Annotated in this window: 19 protein-coding genes and 2 tRNA genes; 14 read left to right on the top strand and 7 right to left on the bottom strand. The window is 39.2% G+C overall.

From position 1 onward, the window contains the following. Window positions 1–122 precede the first annotated feature (122 nt). The gene (locus AAFN64_RS03575; protein WP_347759302.1) at window positions 123–722 is read right to left on the bottom strand and encodes a porin family protein; all 600 of its coding nucleotides are present in this window, start codon (window positions 720–722) and stop codon (window positions 123–125) included. Between the two features lie 173 nt (window positions 723–895). On the opposite strand from AAFN64_RS03575, the gene AAFN64_RS03570 reads away from it, so the two are divergent. From AAFN64_RS03570 to AAFN64_RS03560, 3 genes are all read left to right on the top strand, one after another. Continuing rightward, the gene (locus AAFN64_RS03570) at window positions 896–1450 is read left to right on the top strand and encodes a porin family protein (RefSeq protein ID WP_300489225.1); all 555 of its coding nucleotides are present in this window, start codon (window positions 896–898) and stop codon (window positions 1448–1450) included. A gap of 144 nt (window positions 1451–1594) precedes the next feature. Continuing rightward, the gene (gene aroQ, locus AAFN64_RS03565) at window positions 1595–2008 is read left to right on the top strand and encodes a type II 3-dehydroquinate dehydratase (protein WP_300489227.1); all 414 of its coding nucleotides are present in this window, start codon (window positions 1595–1597) and stop codon (window positions 2006–2008) included. A gap of 66 nt (window positions 2009–2074) precedes the next feature. Then, window positions 2075–4558, top strand: coding sequence for a DUF5686 and carboxypeptidase regulatory-like domain-containing protein (locus AAFN64_RS03560; RefSeq protein ID WP_347759301.1), 2484 nt, complete (start codon window positions 2075–2077; stop codon window positions 4556–4558). Between the two features lie 40 nt (window positions 4559–4598). On the opposite strand, the gene AAFN64_RS03555 is transcribed toward AAFN64_RS03560, so the two are convergent. The 4 genes from AAFN64_RS03555 to AAFN64_RS03540 all read right to left on the bottom strand — a co-directional run bounded on the left by AAFN64_RS03555 (window position 4599) and on the right by AAFN64_RS03540 (window position 7783). After that, window positions 4599–5372, bottom strand: coding sequence for a TSUP family transporter (locus tag AAFN64_RS03555; RefSeq protein ID WP_347759300.1), 774 nt, complete (start codon window positions 5370–5372; stop codon window positions 4599–4601). Between the two features lie 66 nt (window positions 5373–5438). Beyond that, the gene (murA, locus tag AAFN64_RS03550) at window positions 5439–6746 is read right to left on the bottom strand and encodes a UDP-N-acetylglucosamine 1-carboxyvinyltransferase (RefSeq protein WP_347065991.1); all 1308 of its coding nucleotides are present in this window, start codon (window positions 6744–6746) and stop codon (window positions 5439–5441) included. Window positions 6747–6760: 14 nt separating this feature from the next. Further along, the gene (locus AAFN64_RS03545; protein WP_347759299.1) at window positions 6761–7480 is read right to left on the bottom strand and encodes a DUF4290 domain-containing protein; all 720 of its coding nucleotides are present in this window, start codon (window positions 7478–7480) and stop codon (window positions 6761–6763) included. 12 nt (window positions 7481–7492) lie between these two features. Next, window positions 7493–7783: a DUF493 family protein gene (locus tag AAFN64_RS03540; protein WP_300487660.1), complete on the bottom strand. Its 291-nt coding sequence runs from the start codon at window positions 7781–7783 to the stop codon at window positions 7493–7495. Between the two features lie 141 nt (window positions 7784–7924). Here AAFN64_RS03540 and AAFN64_RS03535 point away from each other — a divergent pair, with 141 nt between their 5' ends. The 5 genes from AAFN64_RS03535 (at window position 7925) to AAFN64_RS03515 (ending at window position 12489) form a co-directional block, all read left to right on the top strand. Further along, window positions 7925–8461 carry an ATP-binding protein gene (locus AAFN64_RS03535; RefSeq protein WP_300487662.1) on the top strand — a complete coding sequence of 179 codons (537 nt, stop codon included), beginning with the start codon at window positions 7925–7927 and terminating at the stop codon, window positions 8459–8461. A 54-nt stretch (window positions 8462–8515) separates the two neighbouring features. Next, window positions 8516–10408, top strand: coding sequence for an ATP-dependent DNA helicase RecQ (locus tag AAFN64_RS03530; RefSeq protein ID WP_347759298.1), 1893 nt, complete (start codon window positions 8516–8518; stop codon window positions 10406–10408). Continuing rightward, the gene (gene fmt, locus AAFN64_RS03525) at window positions 10408–11355 is read left to right on the top strand and encodes a methionyl-tRNA formyltransferase (protein WP_347759297.1); all 948 of its coding nucleotides are present in this window, start codon (window positions 10408–10410) and stop codon (window positions 11353–11355) included. The genes AAFN64_RS03530 and fmt overlap by 1 nt, the downstream gene beginning before the upstream one ends. Window positions 11356–11534: 179 nt before the next feature. Continuing rightward, entirely contained in the window at window positions 11535–11810 is a 276-nt protein-coding gene (locus tag AAFN64_RS03520) for an HU family DNA-binding protein (protein ID WP_136402359.1), read from the top strand. Window positions 11811–11928: 118 nt separating this feature from the next. Next, window positions 11929–12489 (top strand): YqgE/AlgH family protein, encoded by a 561-nt coding sequence (locus tag AAFN64_RS03515; protein WP_300487674.1) that lies wholly within the window; start codon window positions 11929–11931, stop codon window positions 12487–12489. On the opposite strand, the gene AAFN64_RS03510 is transcribed toward AAFN64_RS03515, so the two are convergent. Together AAFN64_RS03510 and AAFN64_RS03505 are read right to left on the bottom strand one after the other, a co-directional pair. Continuing rightward, entirely contained in the window at window positions 12486–13325 is an 840-nt protein-coding gene (locus AAFN64_RS03510) for an aminotransferase class IV (RefSeq protein WP_347759296.1), read from the bottom strand. The two genes, AAFN64_RS03515 and AAFN64_RS03510, sit on opposite strands and share 4 nt — an antisense overlap. Window positions 13326–13379: 54 nt before the next feature. Next, window positions 13380–13772: an START-like domain-containing protein gene (locus AAFN64_RS03505; RefSeq protein ID WP_256551290.1), complete on the bottom strand. Its 393-nt coding sequence runs from the start codon at window positions 13770–13772 to the stop codon at window positions 13380–13382. Window positions 13773–13919: 147 nt separating this feature from the next. On the opposite strand from AAFN64_RS03505, the gene AAFN64_RS03500 reads away from it, so the two are divergent. From AAFN64_RS03500 to AAFN64_RS03475, 6 genes are all read left to right on the top strand, one after another. Next, a tRNA-Met gene (locus tag AAFN64_RS03500) sits at window positions 13920–13993 on the top strand. A 42-nt stretch (window positions 13994–14035) separates the two neighbouring features. Continuing rightward, window positions 14036–14107, top strand: a tRNA-Glu gene (locus tag AAFN64_RS03495). 336 nt (window positions 14108–14443) lie between these two features. Then, window positions 14444–16753 (top strand): leucine-rich repeat domain-containing protein, encoded by a 2310-nt coding sequence (locus AAFN64_RS03490; protein ID WP_347759295.1) that lies wholly within the window; start codon window positions 14444–14446, stop codon window positions 16751–16753. Between the two features lie 158 nt (window positions 16754–16911). Beyond that, entirely contained in the window at window positions 16912–17646 is a 735-nt protein-coding gene (locus tag AAFN64_RS03485) for a sulfite exporter TauE/SafE family protein (RefSeq protein ID WP_347759294.1), read from the top strand. A gap of 2 nt (window positions 17647–17648) precedes the next feature. Next, the gene (locus AAFN64_RS03480) at window positions 17649–18146 is read left to right on the top strand and encodes a molybdopterin-binding protein (protein WP_347759293.1); all 498 of its coding nucleotides are present in this window, start codon (window positions 17649–17651) and stop codon (window positions 18144–18146) included. Window positions 18147–18460: 314 nt separating this feature from the next. Beyond that, window positions 18461–22498 carry a M14 family zinc carboxypeptidase gene (locus AAFN64_RS03475; protein WP_347759292.1) on the top strand — a complete coding sequence of 1346 codons (4038 nt, stop codon included), beginning with the start codon at window positions 18461–18463 and terminating at the stop codon, window positions 22496–22498. Window positions 22499–22569 lie beyond the last annotated feature (71 nt).

Here is a 22569-nt window from a genome sequence, read left to right as displayed (position 1 = left end):
ATAAACTTATTTTAAAAAAAGCCCCATTCTCTTTAGAAAAAGGGGGCTTGATTTTTTTAACAGATTAAAGATATAAAAAAACCTCCCAATGGGAGGTTTTCTTTTATAAAATCTAAATTAGATTAGAATTTGTAGATCAAACCTAATTTAATATCATTTAAGTTTAAACCTAAATTGAAGTTTGTTGAAGCCTCAGCACCTTCTACATCAGCTTTAGCAGATGCATAGCTTAATACACCCCAAGTAGCTTCTACAGCAAAGTTTTTGTTGAAGAAGTAGTTAACACCTGGTGCTACTTCAACTGCAAATGCATTAACTTTTAAATCAGTTGCTTTGTTTTTAGAGTTAGCATAGTCAAATCCTAAATGTCCGAAAACAGAGAATTTAGAAGCTGGCGTGAAATAATATCTACCGAATGCTCCTACTGAAAACATATCAACTTTAGCAGCCTCAGATGCTTCAGTTGCCTGAACTTTAGAAGAAGAATATCCTAAACCTACTCCTACTGCGATGTTTTCAGTTACAAAGTAAGCTGCTCTTGGAGCAATTGTAAATGAATCTTCTTTGTAGTTGTTGTTTTGTGTGTATTTGCTAGTTCCAAAACCTACAGAACCAGAAATGAATACATCTCCTTTAGAGAAACCTTCACCTTTAGCTTCTTCCTGAGCGTTAGCAAATCCGAAAGCGAATACTGCTGCTACTGTTAAAATAATCTTTTTCATGATTGTTTTGTTTATTAAAATTAACGAGGCAAATGTATAAAAAAAACTATTCGTTGATCACGACATATGTCCAAAAGAAAAATAATTTTAATACTATTTTTCACAAAAAAACGTTATATATTTGATCAACAATATCTTACAAGAATATTAAAAAATCCCTAAAATCTGTTTTTATGAAAAAAAATCTGTTTTTTTTAGTAGTATTCACCTTATTTTGTACTCCTTTTTATGCCCAAATGATCCAATTTGGGGTGAAAGCCGGAGTGAATTTCGCCAATTTTACCGGTGGTAATGTCGAAGGTTATGACTTTAAAACCATAACCAGTTATCATGCCGGGATTGTTTCGGAGATTAAATTACTAGAAAACCTTTCCATCCAACCGGAGCTTTTGTATTCTACTCAGGGTGCCAAACTGGAAGGATTAGGTGATCAGATTAAAAATGAATTGGGCTATATCTCTATTCCGGTACTGGCCAAATTCTATCTGACTTCAAACAAACTTAGTCTGGAATTAGGACCACAGGCTTCCTTCCTGGTAAGCGAACGCAATAAAGTGAGTTCAAATGATTCCAAAACTTTTGATTTTGCCGTTGCCGGTGGTTTGAGTTATAAAATAACCAATAGTATTTTTATACAGGGCCGCTATGCCCTTGGTCTTACCGAAGTCTCTAAAGATGCGGATGTCAAAAACTCGACCATCCAATTTTCTTTAGGCTATATGTTTTAACCTCACTCATAGGTTAGTTAGTAAGGGGATTGTTTTCGAACAATCCCTTTTTTAATCTCGTTACTCGCATTACTGACAGGTTTTAAAAACCGTTAGGTGCAATAAAATGCTATTTTTAGTTATTTTTACAAAAAAAAAGCATTCATGAAACTGATCATTATTAACGGCCCAAATCTAAACCTCTTAGGAAAACGCGAACCTGAAATATACGGTTCCCAAACTTTTGAGGATTATTTTAAGATCCTGCAAAATCGCTTTCCCAATATTCATCTGGAATATTATCAGAGTAATATCGAAGGCGAACTGATCTCCAAAATCCAGGAAAAAGGGTTCGATTTTGACGGTATCATCCTGAATGCCGGTGCCTATACGCATACTTCCATTGGTATTGGCGATGCGATTAAAGCCGTGACTACTCCGGTGATCGAGGTTCATATTTCCAATACTTTTTCCAGAGAGCCTTTCCGCCACCAATCCTATATTTCGCCGAATGCCAAAGGGGTAATTATTGGTTTCGGTTTACAGAGTTATGATCTGGCGTTGCAATCTTTTTTATAACCCATGCAACCTTTTTGGATTTTAAAGCGTCATTAGTATAATGAAACGCCTTAATACCCAATTCCGATGAAAAAAACAATTACACTACTCACTCTTTTATGTACGTTCCTTTCCATGGCTCAGATCCGTGGAAAAGTGGTTACCAGTACCGGTCAGCCGTTACCTTATGCCAGCGTACTGATTGAGAATACCTATAATGGTACCTCAACCAACGACAACGGTTTCTACGAAATCAGCGTAAAAGATCAGGGAACCTACACCCTTATTTACCAATGTCTGGGTTTTAAAACCAAAAAAATAACCGTTAACGTGAACCGCCTACCTTATATAGTAGAGGACGTTACGCTTGCCGATGAAAATTTTATTCTGAATGAGGTGGTCATCAACAATAAAGAAAATCCGGCTAATGCTATTATTCGTAGTGCTATTGCCAGTCGGAAAAAGAATATGGCCAAATCGGATAAGTTTGAAGCCGATTTCTACTCCCGTGGAATTTTCCGTGTCAAGGATATGCCGAAAAAAATATTAGGACAGGAAATCGGTGATATGAATGGTTCCATCGATTCAACCGGTACCGGAATCATCTATTTATCGGAAACCGTTTCGAAAATCGCATTCGAAAAACCGAATAACCTTCGCGAGGAAATCATCGCCTCCAAAGTAAGCGGAAACGACAAAGGTTTTAGCTATAACACCGCTCGCGGTACGCATTACGATTTTTACGAGAATTACGTCAATTTCGGAATCAATATGGTATCGCCTATCGCGAATAATGCGTTCAACTATTATAAGTATACGTTGGAAAGCACGTTTTTCGACAACTATAATCATTTGATCAATAAAATTAAAATCACACCGAAACGTGACAAAGAGCCCGTTTTTGAAGGCTATATTTATATCGTAGAAGACACCTGGGCCATTTATGCCGTAGATCTAGACATAAAAGGTTATCGTATGCAGGAACCGGTGATGGAAACGATGAAACTGACTCAGAATTTCACCTATAATACCGGAACCGGAATCTGGGCCAAAAACATTCAGACGATGGATTTTACAGCGGGTATTTTCGGGATTAAATTTACCGGTAAGTTTACGCACGTATTCAACAATTATGTTTTCCGCGATAGCTTTGAAAAGAAAACCTTCCGAAACGAAATCGTTACGATTCAGAAAGAAGCCAATAAAAAAGACAATACGTATTGGGATGCGTTCCGTCCGGTTCCGCTAACCGATGAGGAAGTAACCGACTATCATAAAAAAGACAGTATTCAAACATTGAGAACCTCTCAGGTTTATCTGGATTCCATCGATGCAAAAAAGAATAAATTCAGCCTGAGTGATATTCTTTTTGGTTATACGCATCGCAATTCGTTTAAAAAGCAAATTTTTAGCTACGACGGTGTAATCGATCCGACTTCCGTTAATTTTAATACCGTACAAGGCTGGAATCTGAATTCCGGTTTTTCATTCCGCACCTGGGATGACGAAAAAGGAAGTGCCACCACGATTAGCAGTAAACTGAATTATGGTTTTGCCGAAAACCGTTTGCGCGTTGTGGGTAACATTTACCACCGTTTTAATTCGATTAATAATGCGTCTCTGAATATTTCCGGAGGAAGTAGTATCCAGCAGTTTAACGCCGCACAGCCGATTAGCAACATCCTGAATTCGGTAACTACGTTGTTCTTTAAAAACAACTTCGCGAAATTCTATAATAAGGAGTTTATCAGTATCAATTACGGACAAGAGGTTGTCAATGGAATTACCTTGAATGGTAAATTGGAATATTCCGCCCGAAAACCGTTATTCAACAATACGGATTATGTTATTTTTAAACGCGACAAACCGTATACCTCAAACAATCCGTTACTTCCGGAAGACAATACGATCGCAGCACTGGAAAAACACAATCTTGTAAAAGCAAGTATCGCTACCCGAATCCGATTTGGTCAGAAATATATCTCCAGACCGGATCGAAAAGTGAACATTCCGAACGAAAAATATCCGACACTATCGCTGGCCTATGAAAAAGCGTTTGCCGGAAGTTCCGACAATTACAATTACGATCTTGTTTCCGGTGCTATCGATTACAACACCCGATTGGGAAATAAAGGGGATTTGGGAATCCGTTTTAAAGCCGGTAAGTTTTTTAATGCCGATAATATTTCGTTTGTCGACTATAAACATTTTAACGGAAATCAGACGCATATCGGAACCAGCGACCGCTATCTGAATGTATTCAACCTGTTACCCTACTATTCCAACAGTACGAACGATGCGTATTTAGAAACGCATATCGAACACGATTTTAAAGGGTATATTATGAATAAAATTCCGCTGTTAAACAAATTACAATGGAATCTGGTAGTTGGATTTCATCAGATTAATGTACCGAATACCAAACCGTATCAGGAGTTTACTGCCGGTTTCGACAATATCGGATGGGGCAAATTCCGTATGTTCCGTGTGGATTATGTACGCTCCTATCAGAATGGTTTCCAAACCGATGGTGTTGTTTTTGGTCTGAAGATTCTGAATATAATCGAATAACAATGCTATGTAAAACCTGTCCGATTTTATCCGACAGGTTTTATTTTTTTATAAAGATATCATACGCAAAACGGATCAGCGTTCCGATAACGACTACCAAAAAGAAGATCCGGATAAAACCGTTTCCTTTATTAAGAGCCAGTTTGGCACCAACCCATCCGCCCAAAGCATTACTGGCCGCCATTGGCAAAGCGATCATCCAGATAATTTTTCCTTTAAGCAAAAACAGGCATATCGATCCGAAATTGGTTGCCAGATTGACCAGCTTGGCATTCGTTGAGGCTTGTAAAAAATCCATTCCCAACAGGGAAATAAAACCTACTACAAAAAAACTTCCGGTTCCGGGACCGATAAATCCATCGTAAAACCCAACAATACAGCTAATAATCGCGGCACGGATTACGATTGTCCGCGGACTAATTTCCGCTTCTTCCTTACGCTGACCAAAGTCTTTTTTAAGAAAGGTATAAATCGCCAACGCAATCAGAATCACCAACAGCAACGGTTTCATAAAATCGTTACTAACCATTGTAAGCACCTGCGATCCGGCAAAAGCCGATACAAAGGCCAAAACAGCCATCAGGAGTAATAACCGCCATTTAACGGTTACCTTTTTAATATATTGATACGCTGCAGATGACGTTCCGCAAAAGGCCGGTATTTTGAGCGAACCAATCACCGACGACACCGCATAATTTGGCAACAAGATCAACGCTGCCGGAGTTTGTATCAATCCGCCGCCACCTACAATGGCATCCACAAAACCAGCTACAAATGCAGCCAGACAAAGTAATACTATAGTAATCGTTTCCATATTCCAAAAGAAAAAGAGCCAAATCCCATTTGGATTCAGCTCTTTTGCTATACTGCTTTAATTATATTATACGCGAACGATGTTGGCTCCGATAGCGCGTAATCTTTCGTCAATTTTTTCGTATCCGCGATCGATTTGCTCGATATTCTGAATGATACTACTTCCTTTGGCTGATAATGCCGCTATTAGTAATGAAATACCGGCACGGATATCCGGTGAGGACATCGTAGTTGCTTTTAATTGCGATTTAAAGTTATGTCCGATAATCGTTGCTCTATGCGGATCGCAAAGGATAATTTTGGCGCCCATGTCGATCAATTTATCGACGAAGAACAAACGGCTTTCAAACATCTTCTGGTGAATCAGCACCTCTCCTTTAGCCTGTGTTGCCACAACCAAAACGATACTTAGCAAATCGGGAGTGAATCCCGGCCAAGGCGCATCGGCAATCGTAAGGATTGATCCGTCGATATCGGTTTTGATTTCATAGCCGTCCACATGAGCCGGAATATAGATATCGTCTCCTTTTCGTTCTAAGGTGATTCCCAGTTTGCGGAACGTATTTGGAATAACGCCCAGGTTATCCCAGCTTACGTCTTTAATGGTGATTTCACTTTGTGTCATCGCTGCCAAACCAATCCACGAACCGATTTCGATCATGTCCGGAAGAATTCGGTGTTCGCATCCGCCCAAACGCTCCACTCCTTCGATTTCCAACAGGTTGGAACCTACTCCGGTGATTTTAGCGCCCATCGCATTTAGCATTTTACACAATTGCTGTAAATACGGCTCACACGCAGCGTTATAAATGGTAGTTTTTCCTTCGGCCAAAACAGCTGCCATTACGATATTGGCGGTTCCGGTTACAGAAGCTTCGTCTAAAAGCATATAGGTACCTTTTAGTTTTTCGGCTTCCACTCCGTAGAAATAATCTTCTTTATTATAGCGGAATTTTGCTCCTAAATTGATAAACCCTTCAAAGTGGGTATCCAAACGACGACGTCCGATTTTGTCTCCACCCGGTTTTGGAATATATCCTTTTCCGAAGCGTGCCAATAACGGCCCAACGATCATGATAGAACCACGTAAAGCTCTTCCTTCGTCTTTAAAATCGATGGATTCCAGGTAATTCAGGTTCACTTCATCGGCCTGAAATGTATAGGCATTCGATCCGATTTTCTGGATTTTTACGCCCAGATTCCCTAAAAGGGTGATCAATTTATTAACATCAATAATATCGGGAATATTCGAAATAGTCACTTTTTCCGGCGTTAGCAATACTGCACACAATATTTGCAAGGCCTCGTTCTTGGCTCCCTGAGGGGTAATTTCTCCTTTTAATTTGATTCCCCCTTCTATTTTAAATGTTCCCATGTTTCGAAAGAAAATTAAGCTTTTCGGTTATTGTTTTTGTTGTTATTATTGTTTTTCTGGTTCGAATAATTCTTTTTGTTATTGTTGTTGTTATTATTATTCGACTTACTTCCAAACTGTGTTTTATTGGATTGTTTTTTGTTCACCCGCATCAGATCGGTTGTATTGGACAATTCCTCATCTGTTTTAAGCAGATTGATCTGACCTCCGGACAGTTCGTACAAATGTTCGAAAATCACTTCGTCTTTTACGGTGTCTTTATTCCAGCTCAGGTACGATTTTTTCATATGGTTCGCAATAACCATGATCAGGGCGCTTTTCAATTCGCCATCTTCCCATTTATTGGCAACGTCGATCATGTATTTGATATTGTTCCCATAAAAACGGTATTTCGGAAAATTTTGCGGATAGGCCAGTTTTTCCGGTTTTTGATTCAATACTTCTTTATTCGGAATCGGATACGGTGAATCGGCTTCCAATTTAAAATCGGACATGATAAACAATTGATCCCACAGCTTGTGCTGAAAATCGGGCACATCCCGTAAATGAGGATTTAAACTTCCCATTACCGAGATAATGTATTTGGCTGCTTTGTTGCGTTCGTCGCGATCTTCAATCGCCGTAGCCTGATCGATCAGCTTTTGCAAATGACGTCCGTATTCCGGAATAATCAAATGGGGCCTTTCGGCATTGTATTCAAGAAAATGTATTGCCTCTTCTGGATTGTATCTCATAATTCCTTGTCTTTATAGCGAAATGATGCCTTCGATTGCTGTCAGTTCTAAATATTTATCGATTACACTTTGTGCACTCGGCATCGTTACGTTTATCGAAACACTGGTATATTTTCCGGTTTTCGAATGATTGGTCTGGATTACAGCACCCATACCGTCGAACGATTTTTCTATAGTGCTTACTTTTTCCGTATCGGTTGGCACTATAAACTTAAACAAATATTCGGAAGGCCATAGTGTCGAGTTGGTTAACTCTTCTTTAAGTCTGTGGTAAAATTCCTCGGTTTTTTTATCCATTTTCATAAAAATAAAAGCAAATATACGGTAGAGTTATGAATAATCAAGGTCTGCTCCTATAATTTGAAGCCGACCGAAATCATAAATTTAGAAACTATTTCTGTTGTTTCCACAAAAAAATGTAAATTTGCGCCTTATTTTCAAAAAGTGGATAAGGAAATCATCGTTATAATTGGCGGACCTGGATCAGGGAAAACCACACTGATTAATGGGCTTACGGATAAAGGATACACCTGTTATCCTGAAATTTCACGTGAAGTTACCCTGGAAGCCCGTGAGCAAGGAATCGAACAACTTTTCCTGGAAAAACCACTTTTATTTAGCGAATTATTACTGGAAGGCCGAAAAAAACAATTTGTTAGTGCTACTAAAGAACAAACCAATGTTGTTTTTCTGGACCGCGGTATTCCCGACGTACTGGCATACATGCATTATATCGGCGATTCGTATCCGGCTTTTTTCGATGCCGCCTGTCGCGAGCACCTTTACACCCGAATCTTTATTCTTCCGCCCTGGGAAGACATTTATATTAGTGACGACGCCCGTTACGAAAATTACGAACAGGCGGTTTTAATCCACGAGCATTTGGTAGAAACCTACGAAAAATACGGTTATAACCTGATTGAAGTGCCGCGCGATACTGTAGATAACAGAATTCTTTTTATCTTAGACAAACTTTCATAATAACCAATGGACCTTTAACAATCCGTTTAAAGGTTTTCCATAGTATTTAATTTGATGTCCGAAGCTTTACAGATACTCCAGAAATACTGGAAATACGATCGTTTTCGGATCCCGCAGGACGCCATCATTCAGTCTGTTCTCGACGGGAAGGATACCTTTGCCCTATTGCCAACCGGTGGCGGAAAGTCGATTTGCTTTCAGGTTCCCGCAATGCTATTACCCGGAATATGCCTGGTGATTTCTCCTTTGGTGGCACTGATGAAAGATCAGGTGCAAAATCTGCAAAAAAGAGATATCAAAGCAATAGCCTTAACCGGTGGGATTCCAACCGATGAACTTATTGATTTATTGGATAATTGCCAATTCGGAAATTATAAATTCCTGTATATCTCACCCGAACGACTACAATCGGAATGGGTTATGGAACGTATCAAAAGCTTACCCATTAGCCTTATTGCCGTTGATGAAGCGCATTGTATTTCGCAATGGGGACATGATTTCCGACCGGCTTATCTAAAGGTTTCCGATTTAAAAGCATTTTTTCCTAAAGTTCCGTTTCTGGCACTTACCGCTTCGGCTACACCTAAAGTTCAGGAAGACATCTGTAAGGAACTCCGATTGGATCAGCCTGCTATTTTTAAAAGCTCGTTTACCCGTCCGAATATCGCTTATATGGTTTTTGAAACGGAAGACAAATTATACCGGGTACAACAAATCCTAACCAAAAATCAGGATTCCTCTATTATATATGTCCGAAACCGGAAAGCCTGTCATGATATGGCTTCCCAACTCAATAGCCTTGGATTTACAACCGCCTACTATCACGGTGGTTTACCTTCCAAAGACAAAGAACAACAAATGCAACGCTGGCTTAACAATGCCACTCAGGTCATGATTGCGACCAATGCTTTTGGAATGGGAATTGACAAACCCGACGTTAAGACAGTCATTCATACCCAATTACCGGACAATCTTGAAAACTATTATCAGGAAGCCGGTCGTGCCGGACGAAACGGAGCCAAAGCTTTTGCCGTATTATTGGTTGCTCCGTCGGATATTGCCGCTTCTAAAAGTCAGTTTATAGAAGTACTTCCCGATAAGGACTACCTGAAAACCGTTTACCGGAAACTAAACAATTATTTTCAGATTGCCTACGGCGAAGGTTATAACGAGACCTTTGCTTTTAACCTGAATCGGTTTTGCGCGCAATACCAGCTTTCGGTTTTAAGAACATTCAACGCTTTACAGTTTCTAGACCGTCAGGGCGTTTTGAGTCTTTCGGCCAATTTCTCCGAAAAGATTAGCATTCAGTTTTTATTACCCAGCAAAGAAATTATCCGATATATCAGTTTAAACAAGTCACATGAAGACATCATTGTGTCTATTTTAAGAAACTATCCCGGTGTATACGATATGGAAGTGGGTATCAATACCCATTTAATTGCCCGAAAAGCCAACACTTCCGAAGATAAGGTGCATTATGTTTTAAACATTTTACAGGAAAAAGCCATCATTAACTATAAAAGTCAGGCCAATGATAGTCAGCTTACCTTTAACGAAGTGCGCGAAGACGATTTGGTCATCAACCGACTTGCGAAATTCCTTGAAAAGCAAAACCAGCTAAAAATAACACAGCTTGATTCGGTTATCGCGTATATATCCGACAAAAAACAGTGCAAAAGTCAGTTCCTGCTCCATTATTTTGGAGAAACCGACATTCCGGAATGCGGTATTTGTTCGGTATGTATGAGTAAAAAACAGGAATATGCTAATCCGGCGGCACTGGCCGAAAAAATCACAACGTTATTACAAAACGGCGCATTAACTTCGAGAGAAATCGAAAGCACGCTCGATATAAGTCCGGATGCGACTATCTTTGTACTCCAACTTTTACTGGAACACAATCGCATCACTATTAACAAACAAAACCAATACATTCTAAAATAATGAAGGCATTACGTATCGTATTTATGGGAACTCCCGAATTTGCCGTTGGAATTCTCGACACCATATATCAGAACCATTATGACATTGCAGCCGTAATTACCGCACCGGACAAACCGGCCGGAAGAGGACAAAAAATCAAATATTCGGCTGTAAAAGAATACGCTCTCGAAAAAGGATTGCCGGTTTTACAACCTACCAATTTAAAAGACCCACAGTTTCTGGAAGAATTACAAAGCCTTAACGCCAACTTACAGGTTGTAGTTGCTTTTAGAATGTTACCGGAAGCCGTATGGAAAATGCCTTCATTGGGTACTTTTAACCTTCACGCCTCTTTATTACCGGAATATCGTGGTGCGGCACCTATCAATTGGGCAGTGATCAACGGAGAAACCAAAACAGGCGTAACCACTTTCTTTATTGATGATAAAATCGATACCGGAGCGATGATTTTACGCGGCGAAACCGAAATCGGAGCCAACGAAACCGCTGGTGAATTACACGACCGCCTGATGGTACTCGGACAAGAAACCGTTTTAAAAACTTTACAGCTTATCGAAAAAGGAGAAGCCACTACGACGATACAATCCGACAGCCCGGAAATCAAAACGGCTTATAAGCTTAACAAAGACAATTGCAAAATCGACTGGAATCAAAACGGAGCAACCGTTCACAATCTGGTACGCGGTCTTAGTCCGTATCCGGCGGCCTGGTGTTATATTAAGGACAACGGACAGGAATGGAATGTCAAAATTTACGAAACAGCCTTCGAAGCGGCAAATCATTCGCAGGCATCCGGAACCATTCAAACGACCAAAAAAGAAATTAAAGTTGCCGTTTCAAACGGTTATATCAACTTGTTACAATTACAATTCCCTGGCAAGAAAAGAATGAAAGCCTCCGAATTGTTAAACGGAATTGTTTTTTCGGAAAGTGCTATCGCTTTCTAAGCCGCACAAACACTAATAGTTGCACAAAAAATGAAAAAAGCAACTAAGTTTATTAACAAACAGCTCTAGTTATCAACATTTTCATGCAAAAAGATCGAAAACACTTGCGTAATTGGTAAATCCGTATAATTTTGTAAGACATTTAATTAATTTTAACCAAACAATTAATAACTAGAATTATGAACAAATCAGAATTAATCGATGCAATTGCTGCTGATGCAGGTATCACTAAAGCAGCCGCCAAATTAGCTTTGGAATCTTTTTTAAACAATGTTGAAGGAACTTTAGCTAAAGGTGGAAGAGTATCTTTAGTAGGTTTTGGTTCTTGGTCAGTTTCTAAGAGAGCTGCAAGAGAAGGAAGAAATCCTCAAACAGGAAAAACTATCAAAATTGCCGCTAAAAATGTTGTAAAATTTAAAGCGGGTGCTGAACTGGAAGGTTCTGTAAATAAATAAAATACATTTTAAAAAAAATAGAAAACCTCTCATTGAGAGGTTTTTTTTATTCCTTCAACGTTTTTTTTTGGTAGAATTGCCTTTTTTTTGTTAAATTTAATTTTAAACTATCGCTAAAATGATTTCAGTTAAGCCTCAAAAAGGAAACCTGCTCATTGCAGAACCTTCGATAATTGGAGATTTGTCATTTAACAGATCCGTTATTCTATTGGCCGATCACAACAGCGAAGGCTCTGTAGGATTTATACTCAACAAACCGTTAGGTTATACCATCCACGACCTGATCCCCGAAATTAATGCTACCTTTAAAATTTACAACGGCGGACCGGTAGAACAGGATAACCTGTATTTTATCCACAATGTCCCGGAACTGATCACAAACAGTATCGAAATTTCCAACGGAATTTATTGGGGCGGTGACTTCGAATTAACCAAAGAACTGATTAACGAAGGAAAAATCAAGAAAAACAACATCCGTTTCTTTTTGGGATATACCGGATGGAACAGTCATCAACTCGAAGATGAACTGGAAGACAACGCGTGGATTGTTAGCGAAAACAGCTATAAAAACAAAATCATCGGCAAGCCGACCGCTCATTTCTGGAAAGAAAAAATCATGGAACAGGGTGGCGATTACCTGATTTGGTCGAATGCTCCGGAAAATCCGGTATTAAACTAACCCAATCGGATCTGGGCGTTTAATTTTTTAAGCAGCTCTGTTGCCAAATCGGTTTTATATTCTTTTTTCCTGTATTTTGTAACCGGCTGAATTCCTTTAATAACGTTTGTCAGGAAAATTTCGTCCGCTTTTTGCAGATCGAAAGGCGAAACGGATTCTTCTACCACTTCAATACCTTCCATTTTACGGGCTAACGCCAGGATTTGCTTCCGCATGACCCCATTTAAACATCCGTCTGTTACTGGCGGCGTCATTAGTTTTCCGTTTAACAACATAAAAAGATTGGACTGCAAAGCCTCCACTACATTTTTTTCGTCATTTAACAGCAAACAATTGTCATAACCGTTCTCATCGGCGAAGATACTTCCGGTAATCTGCACCATTTTATTGGTACTTTTTAGCGTAGACAACAATTGTTTGGTGACATAAAAATCTTTAAACAATTCCACTTCATAGGTATTGTTTGCAACAGCATACATGGGATTTTCCAACGGTTCGGCGGTAACCAGAAAGGCTGTTTCGTTTGTTTTTGGCAAATAAAACCCTCCGTTTTGTCTAAAAACTGTAAATCGTACACGGTAGGCCGCAGCGGCTTCTTTTGATTGCAATAGTGTTTTTACCTGCTCTTCGAAATATTCCATCGTAAAATTCATCGGAAGATCCATCCGTACAATTCGCGTAGAAGCCATCAATCGGAAATAATGATCTTCCAAAAACAAGATCTTACCATCCAATACTTTTAGCGTTTCAAAAATAGCATCTCCATATAGAAATCCTCTGTTCCCTTCGATGAGTACTTCGGAGTTTTCAACTATCGCACCGTTATAATTAACCATAAAAAAAGCCCTGATTTTTATTTCAGGGCAAATATACTTTATATATCTTAAAAACTACGCGGAACCGATCACATGTTTCAGATCGGAAATCTGATTTTCCCATAACAGTTTGGCTTCGTGTAAATCGCCTTGTTCGGCAAAATCCACAACCATTAAAGAAACATCTTTGGTAATTTCATCTTCCAGTATTCGCAATTCAAAATAGTATTCACTGTCTTTATCATTATCGTCCACCCAACGAAACTTTACTTTTTCGCCTGACTTTTTAGAAGCCAGTCGTGCTTTTTCCTCAGAATCATCCCAAATAAATGTAAAAAATTCGCCTCTGGAATTTACATTGTCTGCAAACCACTCTGATAAACCGGAAGGTGTTGAAATATATTGATACAATAATTGAGGAGAAGACATTATCGGGAACTCCAATTCATATTTTATTTTACCTTCCATATATTAAAATTTTCCGGAAATATATAGAATAATACATACAAAAAAAAAGAATTTCAAAAAAAATATTTTTTTTCAAAATATGTTTGGAAGGTTCAAATTTAGTCTTATATTTGCACCCGCATTCAAGGATGTAACACAAACAAAAATGGCGAGGTAGCTCAGTCGGTTAGAGCGCAGGATTCATAACCCTGAGGTCACGGGTTCAACTCCCGTCTTCGCTACGAAAAGTATTACGCGGTTAATACTGTTTTTATTGAGATTACGGTCCGTTCGTCTAGGGGTTAGGACGCCAGGTTTTCATCCTGGTAACAGGGGTTCGATTCCCCTACGGACTACAAAAAGCAAAAGAGCTTGCAGTGATACTGTGAGCTCTTTTTATTTAGAATAATGCTGTTTATACCTGACAGGTTTTAAAAACCTGTCAGGTATAGCAACAAAAAGGAATGCGATTAAAAAATTCACCCAACGATTCGCCTCTCAAAACTTACAAGACCGCATTTTAAATTTTCCTTTTTTCTTTTCTGCAACCCATTTTTCAGCATCCTTTTCAAATTATTTTGGTACTATAAATTCTAAATATCCTTTTTTCTCTTTTGCGAGAATTAAAACTCACTATTATTCCATATTTAATTATTTTTAGCGAAATTATCGTTTAGCCTTGATTTAAAAAGATGGATAGTAGTATTAAAATTGTCAGCAGACTGGAAAACGCTCTTAATATCAAATTGGAGCAATGGGAAAAAGGAGCCAAAATGAACGGAAACACTTATGCCACTTCCAGCTACACTAAGGACGCCGTTCAATATGAGAAGTTGACCGAATTACATCTTTCACAACTACACTTTGAAAATTTTGCTGCTCTCGAACCTTTTTTTGAAACACTTTACGACCTGACATTATCAGAATGCTCGATTGCCAACGCCTGGGAATTACACCAGATAAAGCTAAAATATCTTACGCTCGAAAAGTGTTCCATTTCCATTGATTCTAAAATCCATTATAAACCCGATCATCATCTAACAACTCTCAGACTTACCGAAATATCATTTGATAGCTTAAAGGCACTTACACCCGTATTTTATTCCGTAGAGAACGTATATATCAATCATTGTACACTAGAAAACATCTCCCCATTCCTTTATACTGATTTTGCAGATAACCTATATATGGACAGCGTCACTTTAACTAACGAAGAAACTTTTGATCCCGACATACCAAAGGCTGAGACGGCGCATCGTAATTTTCAACATTTGCGTTTGGAAAACATGAGTATTCCACATCCTGGTTTTTTCCTGCCTATTTCCAACCATCTTGAGTATGTCACGTTTACTAAATGTACCGTTAGCAATATTTACGAATTAAACCTTTTCCCTCGATTATACAGCCTAAACATCGATGACACCGATTTTATTGCGTCGGCAAACGATATTCAATACCCGCGAAAATCTAAAGGAAAATTCACGCATTTGGATTTTAAAAACATGAAATTGAAGGATTTCGATTTATTCGTCCCCATTTCAGATGGTTTAACCGTTTTACGGTTGAATAATTGCGAAATGGAGAGCTTAAAAAGTATTTGTCAGTTCACCGATTTAAAAAGACTTTATTTATACCCTAATATACAGGTTAATGATCACAACATCCCGGATAATGTAAGACAATTTGAATTAACCGAATGCATCATTCAGCCACGAATCTATAAATGGGACCAAATTTCACCATTACCCGATTTTAACACCGAATTCCTGATATCAATCGCTTCCTACACACGAAGTTTGACGATAGAAGGCTACAACCTGATCAATGTCCATAACTTACAACACTTTTCCAGACTAAATAAATTATCATTTGATAAATGCACTATAGACCTGGATGATTATTCATTAATTGCACCCCAAATCCAACAGATTGTCTTTAAAACAACAGCAATTAAAAATCAGGAAGCTTTTCAGTATTTTACAGCATTAGAAAACCTAAAATTCACAACCAATACTCCTGACAGCGGACCTATCGACTTCAAAAAACTGTTACCTTTAAAAGCGCATTTAAAAAAGCTTACTATTAACGATTCGGATATTTTTGAACTAATTGAAAACATCAATGTTTTAAAGCACTTTACAACATTGGAAAAACTTGACATCTGGGTAAATTCTCTTGAACTTGCTCAGGATATCTTATCCATTAAATCCCTTAAAGAACTTAATCTCTATATTGACGAACAAACACCTGAAGTTTTAGAAACCGCAATTCTGGACGTACAGCAGCTAAAAAATATGGAAAAATTAAGCCTGCAATCCTATGATCAAATACCTTTTAGAGGAATCGGTCATCTGAAATCCTTAAAAACACTCTCAATAGAATCGGATGGTGATGTCGAAAATTTAAACGCTTTGCCTTTACTGGAAAAGTTATCCATAGAGGGAGGTGCCGTTATCAATAAATTACCCCGATTAGAACAGGTTAAAGTACTTGATATAAGAATAGACGAAGACTCTGAAGTAACCTCACTGAAAAACTTCCCCAACCTCGAAAAACTGCAATTAAGCAACACGGAGGAAGACCAAAAAATAGACATTAGCGGATTAGAAAATTTAAAAGTTTTGGTATGTGAATGTTATGATATTGATAGCATCGTCGCTTTTAAAAACCTGCCAAGCCTTGAAGAATTGGATCTTTGTTGTCGTGGCATTTCCATTCTACCCAAGTTGGATAAGCTTACCCATTTAAAAATACTCAATTTGTCGGAGAATCAGATTGAAAATATCGAAGGCTTGGAAAACCTAAAAAATCTGGAACGTTTAAACCTTTATGACAACGAAATCTCCGATTTCAGCATCCTGAACAAACTACCAAAGCTTCACGAAGTTAACGTTTGTGGTAATGGAATAAAAAAAGAAGTTATCGAAAAACAACTTGACAAACCAGAGATATTGATTTGGTATGGTTTGCCTTACACCCCTTTTTCTATTCGTATTGATTAGAAAACACAGGCTAACAATCTATAACAAGTATAAAGAGAGTGGATTTGATTTGGACATAAAAAGACATTTACGGTCAGATTAAGTTCAATTTAAACCGCTCCTACTTTCCTTATTTACGTAAGTTCTAAATTTAGCAGACTTGTATTTAATATCCAGTCATGCCACAGGAAGTTTTTTATCTTATTCTATTCCTTGTTGCTTTTTTATATGCATCGGTCGGACATGGCGGCGCCAGTGGCTATCTCGCGCTAATGGCACTATATGGTATTGCTCCGGAAGAAATGAAACCAACCGCGCTTATTTTAAACCTCTTTGTTTCGTCAACCTCTTTTATCCAATATTACAACCGTGGTTATTTTCTAAAAAAAATGTTTCTCCCGATTGCCAGCACCTCTATCCCTATGGCTTTTATCGGTGGGATGATCAATATAGACGCAACGCTTTACAAACGCATTCTCGGTTTTTTATTACTATTTCCGATACTGCGTTTTTTCTTTTTTAAAAACATACCCGACACAAATTTAAAACCCTGTAATCTGACTTTAGCCATGGCAACAGGAGGTAGTATTGGCTTGTTTTCGGGAATGATTGGCATTGGCGGTGGAATTATCCTGTCTCCTATTTTACTGTTACTCCATTGGACCAATCAAAAACAAACCGCAGCCATTAGCGCTGCTTTTATATTTGTAAACTCACTCGCCGGACTGGCCGGAATGCTAACTCAGGGTATATCCATCACTTCCGGCATGGCTTTTTATATCGTTATTGCTTTTACCGGAGGAATGCTGGGCGCTTATTTTGGTGCCGGAAAATTTCATCAGAACGTATTAAAATATATCCTCGCCTCTGTATTAGTTATGGCTTCCTATAAATTATTATTTACAAGTGCGTAATTATGAAAAAACTGGTATCAATACTTTTACTTTTCGGATATGGCTGCATTGCTCAGAATTCCAATATAATCACTTTGGAAACACCAACTGCAAAACCGGTTATTGTAACTTACGAACAGCTCAAAACCTATACGATTCATTCGCTAGACAGCTTGCAAATACGCAATCACGCACTTCAATACAAAAGCACGCTTCGAAATTGCAAAGGCATACTACTTAAAGAAGTACTCCACAAAATTGCACTTGACGCACCTTCGCCTAAAGTACTGAGCGAATTCTACATTGTTTGCACCGCCACCGATGGCTATAAAGTAGTTTTTTCCTGGAATGAACTTTTCAATAGTCCTACCGGTGAACATACCTTAATTTTAATGGAAATTAACGGCATTTCCACTTCATCTCAAAAAGACGGCATCGCCATTCTTACACCAACCGATTTCGCTACCGGAAGACGTTATGTAAAAAACTTAAAAAGTATCAAAATCGAACGGGTTAAATAAACCCGATTGTTATACTATTTCTTATTCTCATTTTACCGCAATAGTTACTATTTAACACTTCCACCTAGTACACTTTATCAAACAAATTCGTATTTTTATAAAAATATATCACATTTTGTAATAACACAATGTTACAATTTGATGTTTTTACCATACACACTGTTGAATCTTAAAATAACCTTTTAATAACAATAAAACATCATTTATTTAAAATAACACAACTATCTGTATTTTTTTATTTAATAAACAATACTTACATATAAAGTTATGTTAATTTTTTTTCATTAATTTTGAAAACCCAAAAGCATAATTATATGAAAAAAACTACATTAATTATTTTATTTTTACTCTCCTCCTTATCGAATGTATTTGCCCAAACAGAAACAAATCTTGCCAAAGCACAACATTATTTAAAAACCAAAGGAGAAGTCATTTTCACTTTTCAGGCTGCCAACCAACAGCAGTTTAAAAAGCTGGCTTCTTTTTTGTCGTTAAGTCATAAAAGAGTCAATCAGGACGATCTGAAAGCCGAAGCGTATGCCGACAAACTTGACTTTGAAAAATTCCTCAAATACAATATTCCATTTCAGGTTAGCACTGCGGATAATGAAATTCCAAGTGCCGAAGCCGCCAAAAGTGCCATGGCTCCTAATGCACAATGGGATTCCACCTGGGATGCCTATCCGACCTATTCCCAATATGTCGCCAAAATGCAGTATTATGCCGACACCTATCCCAATTTATGTAAGCTGGAAAATATCGGTAGTACCCCAAACGGGCGTAATCTGTGGATTTTAAAAATATCCGACAATTGCCAGACCGATGAGGCCGAACCGGAATTTTTCTATTCCTCATCCATGCACGGTGACGAAATCACCGGTTTCCCATTGATGATGCGCCTGATCGATTATCTGGTTACCCGTTACGGAACCGATTCGGAAGTAACCAATTTGATCAATACCACCGAAATTTATATTAGTCCGCTTTCCAATCCGGATGGCTCTTTTAAAACCGCCGGGAACGATGTCATGAATTCAACCGGGAACGCGGCGACCCGTGCCAATGCTAACGGAAGGGATTTAAACCGAAATTATCCGGATCCGTTAAACGGATTACACCCGGACACCTATGCCTATCAGCCCGAAACGCTGGCATTCCTTGCTTTTGAAAAAACCAGAAATTTCGTGATGGCCGCCAATTTCCACGGTGGTGTTGAGGTGGTAAACTATCCTTGGGACGCCTACGCCTCGCCAAATCACCTGCATCCGCACGATAATTATTTTAAGTTTATCTCCAAAAATTATGCGCAATCCTGTCAGACCGCCAGCAATAACAATGGTTATATGGACGACGTGTTTGCCGGTCAGTATCCCGGAACCACCAATGGTTCGCTTTGGTATACCGTAAGCGGTGGCCGCCAGGATTACAACAACTATTATATGCACAATAAAGAAGTGACCATCGAAATCTCGACTACGAAATTCCCGGCCGCTTCCGAACTTCCTAATTTCTGGAATTATAACAAACAGGCTTTTTTAGATCATATCAAACAGGCCAATTACGGAGTACAGGGTAAAGTAACCGATGCATCCGGCAATCCGATCAATGCTAAAGTTTATATTCCGGGTTACGATTTAAAAGGTGCCTGGGTAAAAACCGGTTCCCTTCACGGTGACTATTACAAATTACTGATCGCAGGGAATTACAATATTACTTTTGAAGCTCCGGGTTATGTTTCGCAAACGATAGCGGCAACCGTTGCGAATAATGCGACAACGATTCTAAATGTACAGATGGTAGCCACTACCGCCGAACCCACCGTTGCCAATGCTACTATCTGCAAAGGTAAAACAGCCAGTTTGTCTACAGCCGATTCCGGTACGATCCGTTGGTATGATACCGCAAGCAGTACAACCGCGCTGGCAACCGGAACTTCCTATACTACCCCGACTTTAACCGCTACCCGTTCGTATTTTGTGGAACGTGAAGTGGCGCTTGCCAATGTAGGACCAACTTCACCAACAGGGACTGCAACTACTAAAGCCGGAGTGGCAAACCGATACCTCGTATTCGATTGTACTACACCAACCAAATTACAATCCGTGAGTGTCAGAACCAGTGCTACAAACGGTGAGATATTAGTCGAATTACAGGATAGTTCGGGTGCGATGCTGGAATCGAAAGTGATTCGTATGGCAGCATCCGGAATACAAGATATTGACCTTGATTTTTATTTGCCGGCGCAGAACAACCTACGACTGGTTTCTCGTGAGATCAATGGTTTTAATCTTACTGCAGCTACTTCGGGAATTACCTATCCGATGACCAACAACATCGTTAGTATTAAAAGTAATAGCGGAACCGGAACGTTTTTCCAATTCTTTAACTGGAAATTTGCTCCGTTAAAAAGCGCCCGAAAACAAGTTCAGGTAACCGTAAAACCGGATCCGGCTATCACCACAATAACGCCTGATACCGCTTTGGAAGGTGGTGCCAACTTTACGCTAACCGTAACCGGAAGCAATTTTGTGAGCGGTGAATCGATTATCCGATGGAATGGTGTCAACAAAGCCACTACTTTTATCAGCAATACACAATTATCGGCTACGATTACCGCTGCCGATATCGCCAATGACGGTACCGCAACTGTAAGCGTGATCAACACCTGTAACAACTACGTAACCCCAAATACGAACTTTACGATACAGGGTGTTCCGTGTGCTACTTCTACTACCTGGAATGGCAGTAGCTGGAGTAACAATGCTCCAAATAACGACGTACACGCGATTATAAACGGGAATTTCACCTCATCGGCCAATCTGGAGGCTTGTTCGCTTACCATTAACGGTACGGCTGTCGTTACGATTCAATCCGGTCATAACTTTATCATCAATCGTGAAGTTACCGTGGCACCAACGGCCAATCTGATTATTCAGAACAATGCCAATCTGGTACAGGTGGAAAATACAACCAACACCGGTACCAGTAATGTCTACCGAAACAGTTCGCCTATGATTCGTCTGGATTATACCAATTGGGCTTCGCCAGTGGCAGCTCAGAATTTGCTAGCCTTTTCACCGCAAACCCTGACCAACCGTTTTTATATTTATAATCCATTAAACGGACCGATCGGAGCTTACGAAACGATTAACCCGAACACCAATTCCTTTACAGCTGCCAAAGGTTACCTAATCCGCACACCGAATACCTGGAGTGCTACCACTCCAACCGTTTATCCGGGTCATTTTACCGGCGTTTTAAACAATGGAAACATCAATATTGCCGTACAGCGCGGTGCGACTACCGGTTATAATCTGGTTGGAAATCCGTATCCGTCTACAATAAATGCGATTGATTTTATCAACGCTAATATCAGCGGTACCGGAACGGTAAACACTACTATCGACGGAAGTTTATATTTCTGGACACATGCCACGCCTTCCAGCCCTTCAACCGGCTTATATCCGCTTAACAATTATGCGAAATACACCAAACTGGGTGGAACTGCAGCTCAGGCCGGTGGTGCCGTTCCAAACGGCATTATTCAGGTCGGACAAGGATTCCTTGTGAATGCCGTAACCAACGGAAGTGTTGCTTTCCGTAACAATATGAGGTTGATCAATAATGCAAATCAATTCTTTAAAAGCAACCACACCTTGGCAATGGTCGAGCAGGATGCTATTGAAAAACACCGTATCTGGTTAAACATGAGCGGTGCAAACGATGCCTTTAGTCAGATTTTAGTCGGTTATATGACCGGAGCGACATTTGAAGCCGATTATGGTATCGATGCGAAAGATTTTGGTGCCAGTGGTGCCGCTTTATACAGTACAATCGGAAACGACGCCTATGCCATCCAGGGACGTCCGGTTCCGTTTGACGATAATGACAGCGTTCCGTTAGGGATTAACCTGCCTGCTTCCGGAACCTATACTATTTCTATTGATCATTTCGACGGATTGTTCAACGGCTCACAGATTATTTTCCTAAAAGACAAGCTATTGAATATCGTACACGATCTGAAGCTGAACAATTATAGCTTTTCAGCCGAAGAAGGTGTCTCAAACAACCGTTTTGAACTGGTTTTCAAAAATACTATGTTAAACAACCCTGATTTCGATGCCGATAATGCCCACATCAGCATCTACAAAAACAACAATGCCATAACGGTACAATCGGCTAAAGAAGATTTAAGCACTGTATCGGTATATGATTTATTAGGAAGACTGATTTATCAGTCACCGAAAATTGGTACGGCGACTTTTACAACCAACCTATTTACCAGCGAAGCCGTTTTATTGGTTAAAGTGATTACCACTTCCAACCAGACAATTTTCAAAAAAGTACTTTAACAACATGGCGCTCTGAAAAGGGCGCCTGTAAACAACCAAAGAAGATGCCCCAATTATCTAAACTTATGAAC

Origin of the sequence: Flavobacterium sp. CAU 1735 (genome assembly GCF_039888695.1) — a bacterium.
Lineage (GTDB): Bacteria > Bacteroidota > Bacteroidia > Flavobacteriales > Flavobacteriaceae > Flavobacterium.
This window is presented reverse-complemented; position numbering and strand designations above follow the sequence as displayed.